Source organism: Nocardia salmonicida (genome assembly GCF_036142455.1).
In the GTDB taxonomy this organism is placed as follows: domain Bacteria; phylum Actinomycetota; class Actinomycetes; order Mycobacteriales; family Mycobacteriaceae; genus Nocardia; species Nocardia salmonicida.
Window position 1 is genome coordinate 5562962 of the sequence record NZ_CP108014.1, and the last position, 17744, is coordinate 5580705.

Here is a 17744-nt window from a genome sequence, read left to right on the forward strand (position 1 = left end):
GCTTGGCGTTACGTCACTGAGAGGCTTCATCATGTTGAGAACCGTCGCCGCTGCCGCCGCTTGCCTGACCCTGGCCGCATGCGGAACCTCGCCCACCACACCCACGCTGAGCACCGCTTACGAGCTGCCGGGCAACGCCGTGTACCCGGAGGGCATCGGCGTGGACGCGCGCAACGGTGACACCTACGTCGGGTCGTTCGCCGACGGCGCGGTGTATCGGGCTGCCACCGACGCTGCGCGCGCCGAGGTGTTCCTGCCCGCGGGCGCCGACGGCAGGAAGACGGCGAACGGCGTGAAGGTCGATCGAAGCGGTCGACTGTGGGTGATCGATTCGGGTGTGGGCGTGAGTGTTTACGACACCGGATCACGAGCGCTGCTGGCGCGCTTCGCAGTGCCCGGTGACGCACCGCGTTTCGTCAACGACCTGGATTTCGGCGCGGACGGGTCGGCCTATCTGACCGACAGCATGCGAAATGTGGTCTACAAGGCGGTAATCGGCGGCGGGGGTGAACTGAAAGTCGCCTACGACCTGACCACCGCGCTCGGGCCGCGTGACCCGAAGGTGTTCGAGCTCAACGGCATTGTCGCCGACCCGGCCGGCAAGTTCCTGATCGTCGTCGCCATGTCAGCGGCCGAGCTGTACCGCATCGACCTCACCGGCGGCGCGGATCCGATCCGAAAGGTAGTGCTGACCGGTGGCGACGCACGCCACGGCGACGGGCTGGACCTGCGCGACAACACGCTGTGGATAGTCCACAACCTCGACAACACCATCAGCCGCTGGGCCCTCACCGACAACGGCGCCACCGCTACCCGCACCGGCGAATTCCACGATCTCGCGCTGAATGTTCCTACGACGATGGTGCATTCGGGCGAGCGGGCACTGATCGTGTCGTCGCAGTTCGACAAGGGCGGGCCGCTGGGTCAGACGGGCACGCCGGGGACATTCGTGGTTTCGGCGGTCACCGGGTTCTAGCGATGAATTCGCCGAGGACGGAGACGAATTCGTCCGGTTGCTCGACTTGCGGGGAGTGGCCCGCGTGTTCGACGAGGTGGGTGTCGGCGCCCGCGGCGGCGAAGCGGGCGAGGGTTTCGGCGCTGTCGTAGAGGTGGTCGTGGCGGCCGTGGATGGCGAGCACGGGCTGGTCGAGCGCCCGCACGCGGGTATCGAGGGGTTTCTCGGCGAAGTCGTCGGCTCGGGCGCCCACCGCGTAGGCGAGGCCCGTGGGAAGGGTGGCGCGGAAGTCGCGCACCAGCGCCTCGGCCAGCCCGGGCGCCGAGTCGTAGCGGAAGCGGGGAGCGAAGGCCGACCGGCTCGCCAGGCGGATCACCGGCCCCGGTGTCCACCGCTGCGCCAGGCGCACAGCCCACGGGCGGACAACCCATTTCGCGGCCGTCGGGATCCTGGCGGCCTGGTAGTCAGGGGCCTGGCCGACGACCACCACGCGGGCAACGCGGTGGGAGACGGCGGCGAGTTCCAAGGCGATCTCGGCGCCGAACGAGTGTCCGACCGCTGTCACATCGGTGAGGTCCAGATCGTCCATGAGGGTGATGAGCGGGGCCACGCGGGCCGCGGCGCCGAAGTCGCCGTCGGCGCCGAGCTCGTGCATATCGACTCGGATCACGCGAAAGGCGGCGGTCATCCGCTCGGCGGCGGCAGCGAACCAGTCGACCGAGCCCGGGATGCCGTGGATGAACACGATCGCCGGCGCGGTGGGTTCGCCCTCGTCCAGAAATAACACGTCAACCACCCTAATCGGCACAGTCACGGAGCGTTCCCAGCATTTCGGGCGCGTCCCTCGTCGGATCGATTCACCTAGGCTCAGCCCATGTCTACCGCCCTGCTGTACGGTCTCGGCACCGTGGTTCCGCTGCTGATCGGGGTCGCGGTGGGACTGCGATGGACGCTGCCGAAGCCCGTACTCGCCGCGATGATGGCCTTCGGTGCGGGAACGATGATCGCGGCGATGTCGCAGGAGCTCTTCGCGCCCGCCTTCGACCGCGACGGTCCGCTGATCGCCGGTGCCGCGTTGTTCGCCGGCGCGGGGGTGTACGTGGTCGCCAACCACTTCATCGAGAACAGGCTGGGCCCCGCCGCGATCGGCTGGGCGTTGTTGCTGGGCACCGTGCTCGACGGCGTGCCGGAGAACCTCGCGCTCGGCGTATCCCTCAGCGGCGGAGGCGGAGTGGTGTTGCTGGTCGCGATCGCGGCGGGCAATGTGCCCGAAGCGGTCAGCGGGGCGGTCCTCATGCGTCAGCAGCACGGGTTCGAGGCAGGCCGGACCTTCGCGCTGTGGGCGGTGACGGCCGCGGTGCTCGTCGCGGTGACGGTGCTGGGCAACGGTTTCGCTGATTCGGTGTCGACGACGGCGATCAGCGTGGTTCAGGCCTTCGCGGGCGGCGCGACGATCGCGGTGCTGGCCGACTCGCTCATCCCCGAGGCCTACCGCGAAGGCGGTTGGTGGATCGGGATGGCAACTGCGGCGGGGTTCTTCGTCGCTTTCGCCATCGGCTGAGCCATTCCACCCGGTCGTGGCCAGAATTTCCGATCCATACCGGTGGCAATATTCCGCCCGGTCGCATACGCTTCGCCGCGGATGAAAACGCCTCTTGGAGGGACGAGTGATCACTCCGAACAGGCCGGAGGACGTAGCCGATACTCGGCATGCGGTGCCGTTGACCCAACTGATACACCTGATGGCGGAGTATCAGCACCTGGGCGCGCACCGTGACACCTTTCTCGCCACCCCCGCGGACGACACCTTTGTGCGCGGCTGCGGCATCGTGGCGGGCTGCATCGCCACCATCGGCGTCATCGTCGCGGCCGTCGGCGGATGGCAAGGTGGTGTCTCCCTGCTCGTGATCGCCGCCGCGCCCGTTTTGCTCGCGCTGCGCCGCGGCGTGATCAACCGGCAGAACCGCGCCGCCCGCATCGATCTGTTCGACCACGGCGTCACCGTCTACCGCTCTGGTCAACGCGTGGCCGGATTCCGGTGGGACAGCACCGAAGTGCGTCAGCAGGCCATCCCCTTCCACGACACCACCCCCGTCACCTACCTGCTGGAACTGTCGGGCCCCGGCGGCGTCGAAGCCACCATCGACGAAGAGGGTTTCGCCCGCGCCCGCGAATGGGCCCGCGCCATCCAATCCGCCGTCACCGCAACCCAACTCCCCGCCGCGGTAGCCGCCATCGACAACGGCGAAACCGTCCCGTTCGGCGAACTCTCCCTCTCCCTGGACGCCCTCACCTTCCGCGAAGAAGCCCTGTCCTGGGAAGACATCCAACTCATCGACGCCCGCAGCGGCCACATCCGCATCAAACTCTCCGGCATATGGATGTCCCTGGCCCCCGTCAGCACCATCCCCAACTTCTACATCTTCAACGAGCTGGCCGAGCGCCTCCGCCTCACACCAGTGGTCTAGCTTCGCAGACTCGTTTCAGCAATCGAATGATCTGTCGGCGGCGATCCGACCCGCTCGATATGAACCCGTTTGTCGCCCTATTTGCGTCGGTCGGTCTGCTTCGGATGCCCTGTACCTGCGTGAGTGATCCACAGCGTTCGCGTCTCGTCATCGACGGCGTACCAGATCCGACCACCGCCGAAGCTCAGGCATCCCCACCGCCGGGGCGCGGCACGGCGATCGAATCCTCCGTGTCGAACGGGCCGCGCAGTCGACGTGCCAGTTCCGGATCGGAGTAGATCTCGGCGGTCGACTGCCACTCTCGTAGCGCCCGCGAAAACGGTAGGAGCAGGCCGGTTTCCGCACCTGCCAAGAGGTGGTCGAGGAGCTCGCTGATGCATTCGGGCCGGGCTTCGGCCGGCAGCCACGTCAGCCACGGGAGCTCCTCGGCGAAGACTTCTTCCGCCAGTGGCCGGTTCGCCTTCGCGATGATCGCGAGCGAGCGCGCGGCAAGTCCGAGGCCCTTCAGCATTGCCTCGAACCGCTCCGACCGCATCAGCACAAGTAGTTCAGTGAATACCCGCTCAACTGATCAGCCCCATTTCATGACGAAGGCCGGTCCACCGAATGGTGGACCGGCCTTCGTGGCTTGCGGGGAACTTACTGATCAGGAGATCAGAAGTCCATGCCGCCCATGCCGCCGGTGGGGTCGCCGCCTGCGGGGGCGGACTTCTCCGGCTTGTCGGCGACTACTGCCTCGGTGGTGAGGAAGAGCGCGGCGATGGAGGCCGCGTTCTGCAGGGCCGAGCGGGTGACCTTGACCGGGTCGGCAACGCCGGCGGCCAGCAGGTTCTCGTAGACACCGGTGTCGGCGTTCAGGCCTTCGCCCTCGGGGAGGTTGGAGACCTTCTCGGCCACGACGCCGGGCTCGAGGCCCGCGTTGAAGGCGATCTGCTTGAGCGGAGCCGACAGCGCGACGCGCACGATGTTGACACCGGTCGCCTCGTCAGCGGTCAGACCGCTGAAGCCGTCGAGCGCGGGGGCGGCCTGCAGCAGCGCGACGCCACCACCGGCAACGATGCCCTCTTCGACGGCGGCCTTGGCGTTGCGCACGGCATCTTCGATGCGGTGCTTGCGCTCCTTGAGCTCGACCTCGGTAGCGGCACCGGCCTTGATCACCGCAACGCCGCCGGCCAGCTTGGCCAGACGTTCCTGCAGCTTCTCACGGTCGTAGTCCGAATCCGAGGACTCGATCTCGGCGCGGATCTGCGCCACGCGGCCCTTGATGGCCTCCGCGTCGCCCGCACCCTCGACGATGGTGGTCTCGTCCTTGGTGATGACGACCTTGCGCGCGGTGCCGAGCAGCTCGATGCCTGCGGTCTCCAGGGAGAGGCCGACCTCTTCGCTGATGACCTCGCCACCGGTGAGGATGGCGATATCGGCCAGCTGGGCCTTGCGACGGTCACCGAAGCCGGGCGCCTTGACGGCGACAGACTTGAAGGTGCCACGGATCTTGTTCACGACCAGGGTCGACAGGGCTTCACCCTCGACGTCCTCGGCGATGATCAGCAGCGGCTTGCCGGCCTGGATGACCTTCTCCAGCAGCGGCAGCAGGTCCTTCACGGTCGAGATCTTCGACGACACCAGCAGGATGTACGGATCCTCGAGGACCGCTTCCTGACGCTCGGGGTCGGTCACGAAGTAACCGGAGATGTAGCCCTTGTCGAAGCGCATGCCCTCGGTGAGCTCCAGCTGGAGCCCGAAGGTGTTGCTCTCCTCGACGGTGATGACACCTTCCTTGCCGACCTTGTCCATCGCCTCGGCGATGAGCTGGCCGATGGCAGGGTCGCCCGCGGAGATACCAGCGGTAGCAGCGATCTGCTCCTTGGTGTCGATCTCCTTGGCGGTGTCGAGCAGCTTGGCGGTGACGGCCTCGACGGCCTTCTCGATGCCACGCTTCAGGCCGAGCGGGTTCGCGCCGGCCGCGACGTTGCGCAGACCTTCACGCACGAGCGCCTGGGCGAGCACGGTAGCGGTGGTCGTACCGTCGCCGGCGACGTCGTCCGTCTTCTTGGCGACTTCCTTGACCAGCTCGGCGCCGATCTTCTCGTACGGGTCCTCGAGGTCGATCTCCTTGGCGATGGAAACACCATCGTTGGTGATCGTGGGGGCGCCCCACTTCTTCTCGAGCACGACGTTGCGACCCTTCGGGCCCAGCGTCACCTTGACAGCGTCGGCGAGGGCGTTCAGACCCCGCTCGAGACCGCGACGGGCCTCTTCGTCGTACGCAATTGTCTTGGCCATTGCGTTGAGATCCTCCACATGTCTATGGCTGACACACGAGACGACCACAGGTTGGATCGCCCCAAAGTACGCTGGCCAGGAGGTGCCCGCGACGGACGACCGAGGGTGTCGATGGAACCCGATCTCACCGTCCCGACCTGGCACTCAACAGTGACGAGTGCCAAGCCATTTTTAGCACTCAGGTGGTGAGAGTGCAAGGTCGCGCCCGACGCGCGGGACATACCGGGCGCGACCGCCTCTCAGGCCTCGTCCTGCACCGAAGCCAGGAACTGGTTCAGCAACTCGACGAGTTCGGCCTCGACGACGGCCTTGTCAAGGCCCAGACCGCTGAGTACGCCCGCGCCGTTCTCCTGTTCCAGCAGAGCCAACAGGATGTGCTCGGTGCCGATGTAGTTGTGGCCGAGGCGCAGCGCCTCGCGAAAGGTGAGCTCGAGTACCTTCTTCGTGTCGCCGTCGAACGGGATGAGAGCGGGCACGTCACCGTCGGCGGCGGGCAACGAGGCGGTCGCGGCATCGCGCACCGCGTCCAGCGTGACGCCCCTGGCGACGATCTCCTTGGCGGCCAGACCTTCCGACTGACCGATCAGTCCGAGAATCAGGTGCCCGAGGGCGATCTGACTGCTCCCCGAGGCGCGGGCCGCCTCCTGGGAGCCGACGACCACCTGCCGGGCCCGGTCGGTGAACTTGGCGAAACCGGCCTGCGGATCCATCGCGGCCGTGTCGCTCGGCCCCTTGGGCACGAACCGTTTCTGGACGGCCTGCTTGCTGACGCCCATGCTGGCGCCGATATCGGTCCAGGAGGCGCCGGAGCGGCGCGCCTGGTCGACGAAGTGGCCGATCAGGTGATCAGCGGTCTCGCCGAGGTGATTGGCGGCGACCACGGCATCGGAGAGTTGGTCGAGGACATTGTCGGGGCGGGCCTTTTTGATGCCGTCGATGAGGTCGTCGAGGCGGAAGTTCGGAGTGCTCATGCGTCAACTGTAGGTTGACGATGCGTGGGCGTCAACGGTTGGTTGACGGTCAATTCCTGGCAAAGTGGCGTCATGGGGAGAATCCGGCGCTGGGCGCCGCGCGTGGCGGGGATTGTCGTGACGATGGCGTGCCTGGTCGGCGCTGGACAGCTGCTGTGGCCACAGCCGGGTTTGGACGAACAGCCGGGGTCGACGGCGCGACAGTTGACCTTCGTGCGTGGCGCGCTCGACGAAGGATCGGATACGGCTGCGCAAGAACTGTTTCCGGAGGGGTACGTCTTTTCGAACGTGCTCTACGGTCTGGCCTGGGTGCAGGCCGCGCACGCAGATTCAGGGCTGCGCGATAACGCGCTGCGTGAATCGCGGTGGGCACTGGCGCGATTGGAGTCCGACGAGGGTCGAGCGGTCTTCAACCCTCGGTTGCAGCCCACGTACGGGGTGTTCTGGGCGGGCTGGACCAACTGGTTGCGCGGGGCGATCTTGTCGCTGGATAGCTCCGATACCGCTGCGGTTCAGCAGTTTTCCACCCGAAGCGCCGAGATCGCACAGGCGTTCTCGGCGACCGACACGCCGTTCCTCCAGGCCTATCAGGGCCAGGCATGGCCCGTCGACTCGACAGTCGCGATGGCGTCACTTCGCCTGCACGACACACTGTTCGGCGCGCGGTACACCCCGGTGATCGACCGCTGGCTCGAGCAGGCGAAGACCCGACTCGACCCCGCGACCGGTCTCCTACCGCATCAGGTTTCACCGACCGACGGATCGATGACGACCGGTGCGCGGGCGACCTCGCAGACAGTGATCCTCCGGTTCCTGCCCGAGATCGATCCAGCGTTCGCGAGGAACCAGTACACGCGGTATCGCGACCAGTTCCTCGCTCACCCAGGAGGTTTCGGTCCCGCCGTTCGCGAGTATCCGAAGGGGGTCGACGGGAGCGGCGATGTCGACTCCGGCCCGCTGGTCGCCGGGATCAGCCTGTCCGCCACCGTCGTCGCCGTCGGAGCGGCCAGGGTGAACGGTGACCGGGCGTTGGCTGCCGCGATCGGATCAGAGGGCGAGCTGATCGGGTTGCCGATCGATCTACCGTGGTCCAAGCGCTATGCGTTCGGGCTGTTGCCGATCGGCGACGCCTTCGTGGTGTGGTCCTCCACAGCACGGCTACTGACGGCGGCCCCGATGGCGGTCGAGCACGATGTGCGCTGGTGGTGGCGGCTGCCGTGGTTGGGCGTGCTCGGCCTGATCGCCATCGCGCCCTGGGCATGGACCTCGGCCCGCCTCGTCAGAGGTCGGGCCGAGCGCCACGCGACCGGACCTACCGCAACCCCACGGTGAAGGCGGTCCCCCGCACGATCAGTTCCTTCATCACCACACCGATCCGACCGGTGAACACCCTGTCCGTCGGGGTGTCATCGGCCTTCACGAGCTGCAGCACCGCGTCATGGCGGCCGAGGCTGATGCACTGCGCGACGTAGCGCCCCTCCATCGGCTGCGGTTCGCGACCGCGCGCCCGCGCCGTGATCGCCCCGACCACGTACTGCCCGGCGGGAATCGCTGTCGCACAAGCCATCCGCAGCGGACGACCGTCCACCCCGGCCATCAGCGCGGAATCGCCGACGGCGTAGATGTCGGGGTGCGATACCGAGCGCAGCGTGTCGTCGGTGCGGATGCGACCGTCGGCGGCGACCTCCAGGCCCGCACGACGAGCCAGGTCGGGAACGGTGAAACCGGTGGTCCAGACGGTGGTGGCGGCGGGCACCAGGGTGTCGTCGGCGAGCCGAACAGCATCGGGCAGCACCTCGACAACCTTGACGCCGGAACGGATTTCGACGCCGAGACGGGTGAGCGCGGCACGGATCGCCTGGTGCGCGCGCGGCGAGAGCCAAGCGCCGGGATCTTCGGAACCGAGCAGGCTGATTCGCGAATCCGGGTGCGATTCAGCGAGTTCGGTGGCCAGTTCGATGCCGGTCGGGCCCGATCCGACGATGACGATCTGACCCGACAGCTCCGTCACGTCTTCGGCGGTGGCGACGAACTTCGCGTGCTCGGCGGCACCGGGCACGGCGTTGCGGTCGGCCTGGCTGCCGAGCGCGTAGACGAGGGTGTCGTAGTGCAGCGTCCACTCACCGTCGACGGCGATGACTTTGCGCTCCGGGTCCAGGTCGGTGACCCGTGCCTGGAGGAACTCGATGCCCTTGCGTCCCAGCGACTTCCGCAGGTCGAGCCGCTTCACCGGCTGACCCGCGGCGGCCTGGTGCAGACGCACCCGCTGCACGAATTCGGCGCGGGCGTCCACGACGGTGATCTGGGTGTCGCGAGTCTTCTTCGCGAGGGCGCGGGCCGCGGTGAGTCCCGCGTACCCGGCGCCGAGGACGACGATCCGATGCTGACCGATCATGGTGTGGCTCCTTCTCTCGAAATGCCTACACACACCAGACTGATCAGCCGCCGAGTTCCTGACAGGTTCTCGAAGTGACCTGCATCACACGGTTACGGCGGCCAATTTGATCGGGTTCACGACCGTGCGAACGGCCGCGATCGAACCCGCTTCGTCGAAGTCGAATACCAGCACACCCGCCGGGACCTCGTCCTGGAACAGGATCAGACCCACGTCGCCATTGATCTCGGTGAATTCGAACCGCGACGTGGGACCGAGGAAGCGCCGCAGGTTGGACAGGTAGCGCGCGACCACATCGCCGCCGACCACCGGGATCTTGGCCGCGACCACCCGGCCGCCACCATCGGCGACCGACACCACATCGTCGGCGAGCAGCGCGCGCAGACCGCCCACATCGCCGGTCGTCGCCGCCTGCAGGAACTTCTCGATCATCGTGCGCGCGTGCTCGGCCGACACCACGTAGCGCTGTTTGCCGGTGCGCACGCGCTGACCGGCTCGATGGAATATCTGCTGGGTATTGGCCTCGGTGAGATCGAGCATCTGCGCGATCTCGGCATGCGGGTAACCGAACGCCTCGCGCAGCACGAACACGGCGCGCTCGATCGGGCTGAGTCGTTCCATCGCGGTGAGCACGGCCAGCGAGACCGACTCACGTTCCTCGACGGTCCCCAACGGACCGAGCGCGCCTGCGCCGGTCGGCACCGGCTCCGGCAGCCACTGACCGACATAGGTCTCGCGGCGGGCACGGGCCGAAACGAGCTGGGTGCGACACAGATTCACGGTGACGGTCGTCAACCACGCTTCAACATTGGCGATCTCTGCCCGGTCGGCCAGCGCCCACCGCAGATAGACCTCCTGCACCACGTCCTCGGCCTCGGTCGCCGCGCCGAACATCCGATATGCCAGCGAGAACAACCGCTGCCGATGCTCCATGAACTCGGCGACGCTGTCGGATTCCACCTGTGCCCCTTTGCCGGACGGCGTTCTACTCGTCGTTGCGCGGCCGACGCAGACGCAGGCGCGCGGATCCACGGATCGCCGGACGGCGGATCGCGGGCATCCGCCGCTGCGCACGCCGTTGCGCCCGCCGCTCAGCCGGCTTGTGCTGCCAGGTTTCCGGCCGTGCGGCCACCCAGCGGGCCGACCGCCAGGCGAACGGGATGTGCGCCAGGTACAGCGCCACCAAGATCAGCAGCAGCACGATCGGGAAGGTGACCAGCAGTGCCGCGGCCAGAGCGGTCAGCACGAGCAGGCCCGCCGCCGCCTGCGGGGCCACCGACACCGACTTCATCGCCAACGTCGGGATGGTGCTCACGCACAGCAGTGCGGCGAAGACCGTCCACGCGGCGACGAAGGCGAAACTGTCCCACCAGCCGTCGCCGAACTGCACCTTCAACGCGATCGGCACCAGCGCGATCAACGCACCGGCCGGCGCGGGCACACCGACGAAGTACTCACGCGCCCAGGTCGGGCGGGAATCGTCGTCGAGCAGCGTGTTGAAGCGCGCCAGACGCAGAACCAGGCTCACCGCGAACAGCAGCGCGACGATCCAGCCCGCGCTGTAGCTGTCGAGCAGGGTCACGTAGATGACCAGCGCGGGCGCGACGCCGAAGGAGATGGCGTCCGACAGCGAATCGAGTTCGGCGCCCATCTTGGACGTGGCGTCGAGCATGCGCGCGAGGCGGCCGTCGAGGGTATCGAGCACGGCGGCCGCACCGACCATCGCCAACGAGATGCCGAGCTCACCGTCGAGACCGAACTTCACTGCCGACAGGCCCGCACACAGGGCGAGGATGGTGACGACGCTCGGGAGCAGCCGCACTGAGCGGGGACGCTTACGGGCCTGTTCGATCATCCCAGGACAGCCAGGACGGTTTCGGCCCCGATCGTGCGCTGCCCGGGGGCAACCAGCAGTTCGGTGCCGACCGGGAAGTACGTGTCGACGCGGGACCCGAACCGGATCAGGCCGTATGTGTCACCGATGGTGAGCAGGTCGCCGACGCGGGCATCGCAGACGATGCGCCGAGCCAGCAGCCCGGCGATCTGCACCACGACGACCTGCTTGCCGTCGGCGGTGTCGATCACCATGCTGTTGCGTTCGTTGGCGTCGGAGGCCTCCGGCAGATCGGCCGAGAGGAATTTGCCCGGCTGATGCAGCACCTCGCGCACGGTTCCGGACACCGGAACGCGCTGCACGTGCACATCGAGCACCGACAGGAAGATGCTCACGCGCGGCAACGGCTTGTCGCCGAGTCCGAGCTCGACGGGCGGCACCGCGGTGTCGACCAGGGCCACTTCACCGTCGGCGGGCGCGACCACGATGCCCGGCCGGTTCGGCGGCACGCGATGGGGATGCCGGAAGAAGGCGGCGCAGGCGGCGGCAGCGGTCAGACCGGCCCGACGCACCCATTTATTACGTCCGCCGACGACCGCCACCGCCAACGGCACCGCGACGAACGGCAATCCGGCGGGGTGAAGCGGGGGTACAGCGGCCCGCACCAGGTCGACGACATGTCCGACTCCGGTGGTATCGGGCGTGCCGGGCGGGGTGGGGCGGCGTGCCACGGGCTCCCTCTTTCGTGTGATGACTACAAGCGATCACACCTTACGGGAAGCCCGGGGCAAGCACCTGTGGTCAGTGGACCGATTTACGCCCGGTGAACAGCTTCACCAGGTACAACAGCACGCAGGCACCCGCCAGACAGGTGATGAAGCTGAAGATCCAGCCCGCGCCTTCTACATCGACGCCGAACAGGCTCAGCACGAACCCGCCGAGCAGACCGCCGATGACTCCGACGACGATGTTGAGCAGGATCCCCTGCTGTGCGTCGGTCTTCATGAACTTGCTCGCGATCCAACCGGCCAGACCGCCGATGATGATCCAACTGATGATGCCGAGTCCGAGCATGATGTCCTCGATCCCTCGATGGGCCGGCGAGCAAACGCCTTGTCACCAAGATACCCCCGCCTCCCTTGTGACAATCGACACTCAGATCACGATCCGAGGCGTAATATGAGGATGCCTCATGTCTGAGCGTTCACATGGCGTCCACGCACGGGCCACGGGCGATGAGGGACAGATTTCGATGCTTCGGGTACACCCAGCGGTGCTGCCGCAGGTTGACAGGTACATAGGAGACTCACAATGGCTCGAATCGCCCAGACGACGGGTGCAGAGCACACCGCGATCCTCGGATTGGGCGTCTACCGCCCGGCTCGAGTGGTCACCAACGACGAGCTAGCGGGGCCGATCGACTCGAGCGACGAGTGGATCCGCACCCGGTCCGGCATCAACACCAGGCGCTTCGCCTCCGACGAGGAAACCATCCAATCCATGAGCGTCGCCGCCGCGCGCGACGCGATCGCCGCCGCCGGGGTGCAGGCCGACCAGATCGACTGCGTCATCGTGGCGACGTCGACCCATCTGGTGCTCACCCCGGCAATCGGCCCACGCATCGCCACCGAGCTGGGCATGACCGGCTCGGCCGCCTTCGACATCTCGGCGGGCTGCGCCGGGTTCTGTCACGCGCTGGGCATGGCATCGGACCTGGTCCGCGCGGGCACCTCGAATCACGTACTGGTGATCGGCGTCGAGAAACTCAGCGTCACCATCGACTTCACCGACCGCGCGACGGCCTTCCTGTTCGCCGACGGCGCGGGCGCGGTCGTTGTCGGCCCGTCTGCCGAACCGGGCATCGGCCCGACCGTGTGGGGTTCGGACGGCACCCAGCACCACGCCATCCGCCAGACCAAGGACTGGGTGGAGTTCTTCGACGAGATCGAGGAGAAGGGCACCGACGCGGTGCGCCCCTACCTCACGATGGAGGGCACCGCGGTGTTCCGCTGGGCCGCGCATTCGCTGGAAAAGGTCTGCCGCGACGCGATCGACCGTGCGGGTCTCACCGCCGGTGATCTCGACGCGATGATCCCGCACCAGGCCAACGGCCGGATCATCGAGATCATGGCCAGGGTGCTCGAGCTCCCGGAGCACTGCGCGCTCGCCAACGACATCGAGGACGCCGGCAACACCTCGGCAGCGTCGGTCCCCCTCGCGATGGAGGCGCTGCTACGCAAGGGCGAATCGAAGCCGGGCGACACCGCGCTGCTGATCGCCTTCGGCGCCGGGCTGTCCTATGCGGCACAGGTTGTCACGCTGCCCGCCTGGAAATAGCTGATCAGCAAATCTCACACAACCGGGGTGGCCTGCGCCGACGCAGGCCACCGACCGGTTGGCTCGCCGTGTCCACCTTGTCCCACTTGCACCACCTCGGACATGCTGGCAAACTTTTCGCTACCGACGTTTTGCTGATCGACGAAGCTCAGCCTCCAGCGTTCCCGTCGTCAACCCGAGGTGATCGGCCGTGAAACTGCGCTCATTCCTGCCACGCAGGCACACCAACGAGGTCCCGCTCCTGCCGAGCATCGGACCGGACGACGCTTTCGCGCTCCCCAGCGCGCTCGTGCCGCGGGGCACCCGTCTCAAACGCGAGGAACGCCTCGAACGTCTGCTCACCCCGAGCGAACTCGACCTGGTCCTGCACCACCAGCTGTAATTTGGAGCGCTGGCGCGCTCGAGCGGGGCCCTTCGGGCCCCTGATCTTCCCTCCCTCCGGGCACTCCTTCGTCGCACCCTCCACTCAGTCCAGATCAGGGCGGGCCCCTCGGACAGACGTATCGGATGCCCACCCACGACGCAGGGGGATACTCGAAACGTGAGCACTCCCTCGGTAACCAAACCGGCCATTCTGAGCGTTGACGACGACCCCGGCGTTTCCCGGGCGGTCGTGCGCGATCTGCGCCGCCGCTACGGCGCCGACTACCGGATTCTGCGGGCCGAATCAGGGCAGCAGGCGCTGGAGGCGCTGCGGGAGATGAAACTGCGCGGGCAGCCCGTGGCGGTATTGATCGCCGATTACCGGATGCCCGGCATGGACGGGATCGAATTCCTCGAGCAGGCGATGGACCTGCACCCGTACGCGCGCCGGGTGCTGCTCACCGCCTACGCCGACACCGATGCCGCGATCGACGCGATCAATGTCATCGATCTCGACCACTATCTGCTCAAGCCGTGGGATCCGCCGGAGGAGAAGCTGTACCCGGTGATCGACGGCTTGCTCGATGTCTGGCGCAGTGCCGAGCAACGGCCGGTGTACGAGACCAAGGTCGTCGGCGATCGATGGTCGCCGAGGTCCTCGCAGGTGCGAGAGTTCTTGGCGCGCAATCAGTTGCCGTATCGGTGGTACCCGGTCGACGAACCGGAGGGCACCCGGCTGCTGGAGGCGGCGGGCGCCGATCCGCTGACCTGTCCGGTGGTGATCACGGCCGCGGGCATCGCGCTGATCCAGCCGACCGACAGCGAGCTCGCCGAAAACGTCGGGCTCACCGTCGAACCCAGTGGGGATTTCTACGATCTGATCGTGGTGGGCGGCGGGCCGGCCGGGCTTGGCGCGGCGGTGTACGGCGCCTCGGAGGGGTTGCGCACGGTGCTGGTGGAGCGCACGGCCACCGGCGGACAGGCGGGGCAGAGCTCGCGGATCGAGAACTACCTCGGCTTTCCCGACGGGGTGTCGGGGTCGCAGCTGGCGGATCGGGCCCGGCGGCAGGCGGCGAAGTTCGGCGCGGAGATCATCACCACGCGCGATGTGGTCGCGCTTGAGGTCAACGGTTCGGCGCGCACGGTGCGGTTCGCCGATGGCGGAAAACTGTGCGCGCACACGGTTCTGATCGCGACGGGCGTGGACTATCGACGTCATCCGGCGGCGGGCGTGGACGAATTCACCGGGCGCGGTGTGTATTACGGATCGGCGATGACCGAGGCGGCCGAGTGCGCCGAGCAGGAGGTCTACATCGTCGGCGGGGCCAATTCGGCCGGGCAGGCCGCGGTGTTCCTGTCCCGCAATGCCCGTCGCGTACACCTGGTTGTTCGGGGCGACTCGCTGGAGCGGTCGATGTCGCACTATCTCGTTCAGCAGATCGAACACATCGAGAACATCGTGGTGCACACCGAGACCGAGGTGGTCGGCGCCGACGGCGACACGCATCTGGAACGGATCATCTTGCGCGACAACAGCACCGGCACCGAAGACAAGGTCGACGCGCAACGCCTGTTCCTGTTCATCGGCGCCGCTCCGCAGACCGCCTGGCTCGACGGGGTCGTCACCCGGGACGCGGCCGGATATGTGCTGGCCGGACCCGACCTGATGGTCGACGGCGCGCGACCACCCGGCTGGGAACTGCCACGCCCGCCGCAGCACCTCGAGACCAGCGTCCCCGGCGTGTTCGTCGCGGGCGATGTGCACGCCGAATCCGCCAAGCGGGTCGCCTCGGCGGTCGGCGAGGGCGCGATGGCGGTCATGCTCGTCCACCGGTACCTGGCCTAGGAGATGAGTTCGTTGATCTGCGATCCGGAAGAACTGCGCACACTGTTCCTGTTCGAGAAACTCGACGAGACCCAGCTCGCCGAGCTGTGCGACATCGGGCGCATCGAGTACGTCGACCCGGGCCCGGTGTTCCGTGAGGGTGAACCGGCCACCTGCTTCTACGTGCTGATCGACGGCGAGGTGCGGCTGACCAAGCTGTCCGGTGGGGTGGAGATCGAGACCAACCGCACCGACCATCGCGGGGTGTACGCGGGCGCCTGGATGGCCTATCTGGGCGAGCGGACGAACCAGGACTACAACGGCTCGATGTATGTGATGCGCCGCTCCCGGTTCCTGGTCATCGACGCGGCCGATTTCGCCAGGATCATGCACGAGTGGTTCCCGATGGCCGTGCACCTGCTCGAGGGCGCGTTCTTCGGCGGACAGAAGTCGAGCCAGCGGATCGCCGAACGGGAACGGCTGCTCGCCCTCGGTTCGCTGTCGGCCGGGCTCACCCACGAGCTCAACAATCCCGCCGCCGCCGCGGTGCGCGCCACCTCCGGCCTGCGCGAACGCGTGGCCGGGATGCGGCACAAGCTCAAGATGATGGCCGAGGGCAAGTTCCCGGCCGACGCGCTGGTCAAGCTCGTCGAGATGCAGGAGCAGGCCGCCGACCAGGTGGCCAAGGCACCCGACCTCAGCCCGCTGGAAGCCGCCGATCGCGAGGACGCGCTGGCGGACTGGTTCGAACAGCGCGGCATCGCCGACGGCTGGAATCTGGCGCCGACCTTCGTGCAGGCCGGCCTGGATACCGACTGGCTGGAGGGCGTGCACGCGACGCTGGAAGCGTGCCAGGCACCGGTATTCGAGGGCGCCGTGCGCTGGCTGAACTACACCATCGAGACCGAGTTGCTGATGAACGAGATCTTCGACTCGACCACCCGCATCTCCACCCTCGTCGGTGCGGCCAAACAGTATTCGCAGATGGATCGCGCGCCGTATCAGGTCGTCGACCTGCACGAACTGCTCGATTCCACCCTGGTGATGCTCAACCGCAAACTCGGTGACGGCGTCCGTGTGGTGAAGGACTACGACCGTAGCCTGCCGCCGATCCCCTGCTTCGCCGCCGAACTCAATCAGGTGTGGACCAACCTGATCGACAACGCGGTCTACGCGATGGGCGGCGAGGGCACGCTGACGATCCGCACCTTCAAGGAGAACGACTGCGCCGCCGTCGAGATCGGCGACACCGGACCGGGCATTCCCCCCGAGGCGCGTGGTCGAATCTTCGAGCCGTTCTTCACCACCAAGCCGGTCGGCGACGGCACCGGCCTCGGCCTCGACATCTCGTTCCGGATCGTGGCCAACAAACACAACGGTGACATCCGGGTCGAGTCGGAACCCGGCAACACGCGGTTCATCGTCCGCCTGCCGCTGCGACCGGCAGCGGAGGATGTCAGCACACCTATTACAGGAGGTCAGGATGTCTGAAGCGGGGATCAACCCGAGCGTGCCGCCCAGCGGCGCCGGTTGCGTCGAGTGCGACGAGAGCGGCGGCTGGTGGGTGCACCTGCGTCGATGCGCCGAATGCGGGCACGTCGGCTGTTGCGACAGCTCCCCCAGCAAGCACGCGACGAAGCATTTCGAGGCCACCGCGCACCCGTTCATGCAGAGCTACGAACCGGGCGAGGACTGGTTCTACAACTTCTCCAGTGGAGAGATGTACAGCGACGGTCCCGAACTCGCCTCGCCGACCAGCCATCCGACCGATCAGTCCGTGCCCGGCCCCGCCTCGCGGGTGCCCGCGAACTGGCAATCACTCATGAGCTGAGCCAACAGCCGAGCGACTAAGGCTTCATCCCGGCGGCGTCGGCGACCGGCTTGTCGGCATTGGACGGAACGAGGCAGACCAGCTTCACGGTGCTGAGGGCCACGTTGGGGCTGCCTTCGAACGGCCCACCGGGATTCTCCGCGAGGAGCTTGTCGATCGCCTTCTTCTCGCCGTCCGCGTCGAGCGACTTGAACTGCGTGCAGGTGATTCCGGCGCTCGCGGCGGCCGAGGTCGGCGCCGCGCTCGAGGAGGGCGCTGTGGTGGCGGCGGGCGCGCTGGAGCTCGGCGTGCCCTTGCGCAGCCCGCTCGCGTCGGCGGAGTCGTCGCCGGAACCACACCCGACCAGTGTCAGGGTCAGTGCCCCGGCGGCCAGAACGGCGAGGGAGATTCGGTTCATCTGCTGCTTTCCCCGGTAGATCGCGGCGCCGGCACCTCCGGCGCGTCCGGTGCAGCGTACCGACTTGCGGCGATAGTTCGTCATG

At 67.3% G+C, this 17744-nt stretch carries 19 protein-coding genes; 9 read left to right on the top strand and 10 right to left on the bottom strand.

The genetic code is table 11. The features are described 5' to 3' along the window. Positions 1-31: 31 nt before the first annotated feature. Positions 32-976, top strand: a complete 945-nt coding sequence (locus tag OHS03_RS26045; RefSeq protein ID WP_328657715.1) for an SMP-30/gluconolactonase/LRE family protein — start codon at positions 32-34, stop codon at positions 974-976. On the opposite strand, the gene OHS03_RS26050 is transcribed toward OHS03_RS26045, so the two are convergent. Further along, a complete protein-coding gene (locus OHS03_RS26050) occupies positions 963-1742 on the bottom strand; it encodes an alpha/beta fold hydrolase (protein ID WP_328657716.1) in 780 nt (259 codons plus the stop codon). The two genes, OHS03_RS26045 and OHS03_RS26050, sit on opposite strands and share 14 nt — an antisense overlap. An 87-nt stretch (positions 1743-1829) precedes the next feature. Between OHS03_RS26050 and OHS03_RS26055 the strand changes: the two genes are divergently transcribed. Beyond that, a complete protein-coding gene (locus OHS03_RS26055) occupies positions 1830-2516 on the top strand; it encodes a ZIP family metal transporter (protein ID WP_328657718.1) in 687 nt (228 codons plus the stop codon). 106 nt (positions 2517-2622) lie between these two features. Next, positions 2623-3423, top strand: coding sequence for a DUF6585 family protein (locus tag OHS03_RS26060; RefSeq protein WP_245661472.1), 801 nt, complete (start codon positions 2623-2625; stop codon positions 3421-3423). A 184-nt stretch (positions 3424-3607) separates the two neighbouring features. Here OHS03_RS26060 and OHS03_RS26065 read toward each other — a convergent pair whose 3' ends face one another. The 3 genes from OHS03_RS26065 to OHS03_RS26075 form a co-directional block, all read right to left on the bottom strand. Next, positions 3608-3934, bottom strand: a complete 327-nt coding sequence (locus tag OHS03_RS26065) for a hypothetical protein (protein WP_328657720.1) — start codon at positions 3932-3934, stop codon at positions 3608-3610. A 143-nt stretch (positions 3935-4077) separates the two neighbouring features. Next, positions 4078-5706: a chaperonin GroEL gene (groL, locus tag OHS03_RS26070; protein ID WP_056816261.1), complete on the bottom strand. Its 1629-nt coding sequence runs from the start codon at positions 5704-5706 to the stop codon at positions 4078-4080. 239 nt (positions 5707-5945) lie between these two features. Beyond that, a complete protein-coding gene (locus OHS03_RS26075; protein ID WP_056814780.1) occupies positions 5946-6677 on the bottom strand; it encodes a Clp protease N-terminal domain-containing protein in 732 nt (243 codons plus the stop codon). A 72-nt stretch (positions 6678-6749) separates the two neighbouring features. Here OHS03_RS26075 and OHS03_RS26080 point away from each other — a divergent pair, with 72 nt between their 5' ends. After that, complete coding sequence (locus OHS03_RS26080; RefSeq protein ID WP_328657722.1) at positions 6750-8009, top strand: hypothetical protein; 1260 nt, start codon at positions 6750-6752, stop codon at positions 8007-8009. Here the strand turns inward: OHS03_RS26080 and OHS03_RS26085 are convergent. From OHS03_RS26085 to OHS03_RS26105, 5 genes are all read right to left on the bottom strand, one after another. Continuing rightward, positions 7990-9072 (bottom strand): NAD(P)/FAD-dependent oxidoreductase, encoded by a 1083-nt coding sequence (locus OHS03_RS26085; RefSeq protein ID WP_328657723.1) that lies wholly within the window; start codon positions 9070-9072, stop codon positions 7990-7992. The two genes, OHS03_RS26080 and OHS03_RS26085, sit on opposite strands and share 20 nt — an antisense overlap. An 84-nt stretch (positions 9073-9156) precedes the next feature. After that, a complete protein-coding gene (locus OHS03_RS26090) occupies positions 9157-10032 on the bottom strand; it encodes an RNA polymerase sigma-70 factor (RefSeq protein ID WP_328657726.1) in 876 nt (291 codons plus the stop codon). A 25-nt stretch (positions 10033-10057) separates the two neighbouring features. Further along, entirely contained in the window at positions 10058-10927 is an 870-nt protein-coding gene (locus OHS03_RS26095) for a CDP-alcohol phosphatidyltransferase family protein (protein ID WP_194826979.1), read from the bottom strand. Next, a complete protein-coding gene (locus tag OHS03_RS26100; protein ID WP_063004109.1) occupies positions 10924-11637 on the bottom strand; it encodes a phosphatidylserine decarboxylase in 714 nt (237 codons plus the stop codon). The genes OHS03_RS26095 and OHS03_RS26100 overlap by 4 nt, the downstream gene beginning before the upstream one ends. 70 nt (positions 11638-11707) lie before the next feature. Continuing rightward, a complete protein-coding gene (locus OHS03_RS26105; RefSeq protein WP_056814809.1) occupies positions 11708-11980 on the bottom strand; it encodes a GlsB/YeaQ/YmgE family stress response membrane protein in 273 nt (90 codons plus the stop codon). Between the two features lie 237 nt (positions 11981-12217). Between OHS03_RS26105 and OHS03_RS26110 the strand changes: the two genes are divergently transcribed. The 5 genes from OHS03_RS26110 to OHS03_RS26130 all read left to right on the top strand — a co-directional run bounded on the left by OHS03_RS26110 (position 12218) and on the right by OHS03_RS26130 (position 17262). Continuing rightward, positions 12218-13243 (top strand): beta-ketoacyl-ACP synthase III, encoded by a 1026-nt coding sequence (locus OHS03_RS26110; protein WP_056814812.1) that lies wholly within the window; start codon positions 12218-12220, stop codon positions 13241-13243. Positions 13244-13433: 190 nt separating this feature from the next. Then, complete coding sequence (locus OHS03_RS26115; RefSeq protein ID WP_328657728.1) at positions 13434-13625, top strand: hypothetical protein; 192 nt, start codon at positions 13434-13436, stop codon at positions 13623-13625. A gap of 159 nt (positions 13626-13784) precedes the next feature. After that, entirely contained in the window at positions 13785-15452 is a 1668-nt protein-coding gene (locus OHS03_RS26120) for an NAD(P)/FAD-dependent oxidoreductase (RefSeq protein ID WP_056814818.1), read from the top strand. Positions 15453-15455: 3 nt separating this feature from the next. Next, positions 15456-16922, top strand: coding sequence for an ATP-binding protein (locus tag OHS03_RS26125; RefSeq protein WP_328657731.1), 1467 nt, complete (start codon positions 15456-15458; stop codon positions 16920-16922). Then, positions 16915-17262, top strand: coding sequence for a UBP-type zinc finger domain-containing protein (locus tag OHS03_RS26130; RefSeq protein WP_056814821.1), 348 nt, complete (start codon positions 16915-16917; stop codon positions 17260-17262). The genes OHS03_RS26125 and OHS03_RS26130 overlap by 8 nt, the downstream gene beginning before the upstream one ends. Positions 17263-17278: 16 nt before the next feature. On the opposite strand, the gene OHS03_RS26135 is transcribed toward OHS03_RS26130, so the two are convergent. Continuing rightward, positions 17279-17743: a hypothetical protein gene (locus OHS03_RS26135; protein ID WP_328657732.1), complete on the bottom strand. Its 465-nt coding sequence runs from the start codon at positions 17741-17743 to the stop codon at positions 17279-17281. Between the last annotated feature and the right edge of the window lies 1 nt (position 17744).

Coding starts and splice junctions, on each gene's coding strand:
- OHS03_RS26130 (WP_056814821.1), top strand. CDS start 16,915: ATGTCTGAAGCGGGGATCAACCCGAGCGTGCCGCCCAGCGGCGCCGGT.
- OHS03_RS26085 (WP_328657723.1), bottom strand. CDS start 9,072: ATGATCGGTCAGCATCGGATCGTCGTCCTCGGCGCCGGGTACGCGGGA.
- groL (WP_056816261.1), bottom strand. CDS start 5,706: ATGGCCAAGACAATTGCGTACGACGAAGAGGCCCGTCGCGGTCTCGAG.
- OHS03_RS26110 (WP_056814812.1), top strand. CDS start 12,218: ATGGCTCGAATCGCCCAGACGACGGGTGCAGAGCACACCGCGATCCTC.
- OHS03_RS26055 (WP_328657718.1), top strand. CDS start 1,830: ATGTCTACCGCCCTGCTGTACGGTCTCGGCACCGTGGTTCCGCTGCTG.
- OHS03_RS26075 (WP_056814780.1), bottom strand. CDS start 6,677: ATGAGCACTCCGAACTTCCGCCTCGACGACCTCATCGACGGCATCAAA.
- OHS03_RS26095 (WP_194826979.1), bottom strand. CDS start 10,927: ATGATCGAACAGGCCCGTAAGCGTCCCCGCTCAGTGCGGCTGCTCCCG.
- OHS03_RS26135 (WP_328657732.1), bottom strand. CDS start 17,743: ATGACGAACTATCGCCGCAAGTCGGTACGCTGCACCGGACGCGCCGGA.
- OHS03_RS26065 (WP_328657720.1), bottom strand. CDS start 3,934: ATGCTGAAGGGCCTCGGACTTGCCGCGCGCTCGCTCGCGATCATCGCG.
- OHS03_RS26045 (WP_328657715.1), top strand. CDS start 32: ATGTTGAGAACCGTCGCCGCTGCCGCCGCTTGCCTGACCCTGGCCGCA.
- OHS03_RS26105 (WP_056814809.1), bottom strand. CDS start 11,980: ATGCTCGGACTCGGCATCATCAGTTGGATCATCATCGGCGGTCTGGCC.
- OHS03_RS26125 (WP_328657731.1), top strand. CDS start 15,456: ATGAGTTCGTTGATCTGCGATCCGGAAGAACTGCGCACACTGTTCCTG.
- OHS03_RS26080 (WP_328657722.1), top strand. CDS start 6,750: ATGGGGAGAATCCGGCGCTGGGCGCCGCGCGTGGCGGGGATTGTCGTG.